The organism is Candidatus Frankia nodulisporulans (assembly GCF_902806475.1).
Classification (GTDB): Bacteria; Actinomycetota; Actinomycetes; order Frankiales; family Frankiaceae; genus Frankia; species Frankia umida.
On the sequence record NZ_CADCWS010000365.1, the window covers coordinates 1 to 3160 of the forward strand.

The window sequence follows — 3160 nt, forward strand, 5'->3', positions numbered from 1 at the left end:
TCGCGCTCACCGTGGGGATCGGTCCGCTGGTGCGCCATCCCCGTTACTACGCCAGCGGAACGCTGGCCACCGTCGCCGACATCCTCGCGGCCTGCGCCGGCCTGCTGGCCGCCGCCACCATCGCCCTGGACCTCGTCGGCCCCCGCCGGGCACCGGACGGCGATGCTCAGGCGTCGGAGCGCGAAGCCGTCGTGCCGGGTGGCGGTCGGGGCGTGTCGGGCGGCCGGCCACGATGGCGGCCGGTCGGGCCTGGCCGCGGCTCCACGGCGCTGTTCTGGACGTTGCTGGCGCTGGCCTGCGCGGCCGGGGTGGCCACCATCCGGGCCGCCCCCACCCCGCGCATCGACGTGTTCCACCTGTTGCAGGTCTCCGCGGTCGGGCTCGTCCACGGCGCCGACCTGTACCGCCAGCAGTGGGCGCCGGACCGGGCGTCCTACGGCGTCGACGGCCTGTTCGACGTCTACCCGTACCTGCCCTGGACGTCGGTGCTGCTCGCCCCGGCCCGGCTGCTGCTCGGCGACGTCCGTTACGGCCTGCTCGCCGCGCTCGCCGTCGCGGCGATCTGCGCCCGCCGGCTGGGCACCACCACCGGGGCGGTGGGGATGCTGCCGCTGCTGGTGGTGATCCTGCCGGAGTCGATGTACGCGCTGCAGCAGTCGTGGACCGAACCGCTGCTGATCGCCTGCCTGGCCGGGATGGTGCTGGCGGTGCGCCACGGGCATCTCCGGCTGGCGGTGGTCGCGTTCGCGCTGGCGCTGGCGTCCAAACAGCATGTGGCGCTGCTGGTCCCGCTCGCGGCGGCCTGGCCGGCGTTCGGGGTGCGGCGCACGGCGGTGAGCGCGGGCACGGCGCTGCTGCTGGTCGCGCCCTGGCTGCTCGCCGGCCCGGGCGACTTCGTCGACGACGCGGTGGTCACGAACCTGCGCTACAAGGTTCTTGGCCACTCGCTGTCGGTGCCGGGCTGGGCGTCCCATTTCGGTGTGACGCTCGGTTTCGGACCAGCGCTGGTCGTGCTGGTCGCGGCCTACGCGCTGGCCTGGCGGGCCCGGGGCGACGCGGGCGGGTTCTGCCTCGGCGGGGCGCTCGTCCTGCTCGGCGCGAGCCTGATGAACAAGCAGACCTTCTTCAATCACTACACGTTGCCGATGGGTCTGCTCGTGCTCACCGCCGTCCTGCTCACCACGCCCACGCCCACGCCGACCAGGGCGACACCACGAGGTCGTCGTTGACCCGCGGTACCGCCCTGGCAGTCAGATCGGCCGGTGGGATCACCGGCTCGGTCGTCCAGCGAGATCAGCTGGTGGCGTCGGCCTGCTTACGGGCCCGCTCGCCGTAGAGGATGGAGGGCTCGAGCCCGTCCAGCGTCGGGATGCGCAGCGCGTACAGCTCCTCGCGTCCCACCCGCTCGGCCTGGGCGACGATCTCGTGCTCGTCGTAGTGGGCGGCGAAGAACTTCCCGGAGACCGCGTCGGCCTTGCCGGAGGCGAGGAACGTGGCCATCTCCCCGGCCCGCTCCGGCGGGTACCAGCCCTTGTCCTCCAGCTCGTGGCCGGGCGGGAAGATCCAGGAGAAGTTCTCCGGCGGGTTCGCCGCGAGGCTCTCACGGATGGGCCACATCGGATCGGTCAGCTTGCTGAGCACATTGCCTGGAGTGAACGAGAAGACCGCGACGCCGCGGCCTTCCAGCTCGAGCGCGAGCATTTCCGAGAAACGGATGATTCCCGTCTTGGAGACGCCGTAGGGAACCAGGTAGGGCATGCCGACCATGCCGGCGCCGCTGGCCACGTTGATGATGTGTCCGTGCCCGGCCTCGAGCATGGCCGGCAGCGCCAGGCGGGTGAGGTGGATCGCGGCGATCAGGTTCAGGTTCAGACCGCGGACGATCGCCTCGGGGTCCATGTTCTCGAACCTGCCCGACGTGCCGGGGACGCCACCACCGGCGTTGTTCACCAGGATGGTCGGCGCACCGAACTCGGTCGTCGTGAAGTCCAGCAGCGCCTGGACGGAGGCCAGGTCGGTCACGTCGGCCGTGTGTGCCGCCGCCCGCCCGCCCGCCGCCCGGATGAGGGACGCCGTCTCCTCGATCTCGTCCGTGGAGCGCGCCGAGACCACGACGGCCGCGCCCTCCTCGGCGTAGCGCAGGGCGATGGCGCGTCCGATGCCACGTCCGGCACCGGTGACAACGGCCACCTCACCAGTGAGCTGACTCATGGGTCAATCACCTTTCGTCATGTGAATGCTGGTGCTGGAACCGGGGATTCCGGTTCCCGTGCGGCGGCCCGTCGAGGACGGCCGCCAGGCTTTCTCCGCCCCGTGGTGCGGGCGAATCCGGGTCAGCTGACGCCGGGTGCGCGGGGCGCGCGGAAGTCGCGCAGCAGGTATTCGTCCATGATCGCGGCGGCCATGCGGGTGCCGTCGAGGAAAAGCCTGACGTCGTCGCCGATCGTGGTGGCGTTCTGCTGCCAGGTCGTCTGGCTGACGTCGCCCCCGTAGAAACGGGACGGATCGAGAATGTCCTCGAGCGAGGCGAAGTACTCGTCGCTGATCGCGTCGAACTGCGTGGTGTCGGAGAACGGGTCGTCGGAGGCCGGCTTGCCCGCCGCCGGCAGCACGCGGGCGACCACGTTACGCACGTAGTTCCGCGCCGGGTGGATGCGCAGGGACATCGGCTGGTGCACGTCGATCCAGTGCCGCACGAGCTGGTCGTGGGTCAGCGACGGCGGCCGGTAGAGCAGCGCGGTCACGGTGTGGCCCGGCAGCGGCTGGGTGACGCTGACCTGCCGGGGGCCGTTCCATCTGACGACGGCCTCCGGTCACCACACCGGTCACGTGGTCCGGCCACACGTCGTCGACGAGGGCGGCGGCGTCCGCGGTGTCCTCGCCGGCCTCGACCCACACCGACAGCGTGGCGGCGAAACGACGGGCGACGGGCTCGGTGCGACGCTGCCACCGGTCGGTCGTCGCGCGGTCCTCCAGTTGCAGGCTGATCCCGAGATAGCGCTCGGCGGGCAGTGCGCCCAGCAGACGCTGGTTGAGCTGTTCGACGTCGGCGGGGCTGAGCGAGGGGGTGTCCCCCGGCTGGTGGGCGACGAAGACGACCTTCTCCATGACGCTCCCTTGCGGTACCGGAGTGGATCTGGCGGGGATGGGGCTGTCCGGC

4 protein-coding genes are annotated in these 3160 nt (G+C 71.5%); 1 reads left to right on the top strand and 3 read right to left on the bottom strand.

The features are described from left to right. Window positions 1–1229, top strand: a 1229-nt coding sequence (locus tag G6R24_RS19715) for a glycosyltransferase (RefSeq protein ID WP_225438791.1), incomplete at its 5' end; no start/stop codon positions are given. A gap of 64 nt (window positions 1230–1293) precedes the next feature. Here the strand turns inward: G6R24_RS19715 and G6R24_RS19720 are convergent. The 3 genes from G6R24_RS19720 to G6R24_RS19730 all read right to left on the bottom strand — a co-directional run. Continuing rightward, a complete protein-coding gene (locus tag G6R24_RS19720; protein ID WP_163550655.1) occupies window positions 1294–2211 on the bottom strand; it encodes an SDR family NAD(P)-dependent oxidoreductase in 918 nt (305 codons plus the stop codon). Between the two features lie 122 nt (window positions 2212–2333). Then, on the bottom strand, window positions 2334–2666 hold the full coding sequence (locus G6R24_RS19725; RefSeq protein ID WP_244957227.1) for a hypothetical protein: 333 nt from the start codon (window positions 2664–2666) through the stop codon (window positions 2334–2336). Next, window positions 2626–3160 (bottom strand): hypothetical protein (locus G6R24_RS19730; protein ID WP_225438795.1); only part of this gene is annotated, 535 nt, incomplete at its 5' end. The genes G6R24_RS19730 and G6R24_RS19725, both read right to left, overlap by 41 nt.

Bases quoted from the DNA above. Each gene is read 5' to 3' on its own strand.
- G6R24_RS19725 (WP_244957227.1), bottom strand. From the start codon at position 2,666: ATGTCCCTGCGCATCCACCCGGCGCGGAACTACGTGCGTAACGTGGTC.
- G6R24_RS19720 (WP_163550655.1), bottom strand. From the start codon at position 2,211: ATGAGTCAGCTCACTGGTGAGGTGGCCGTTGTCACCGGTGCCGGACGT.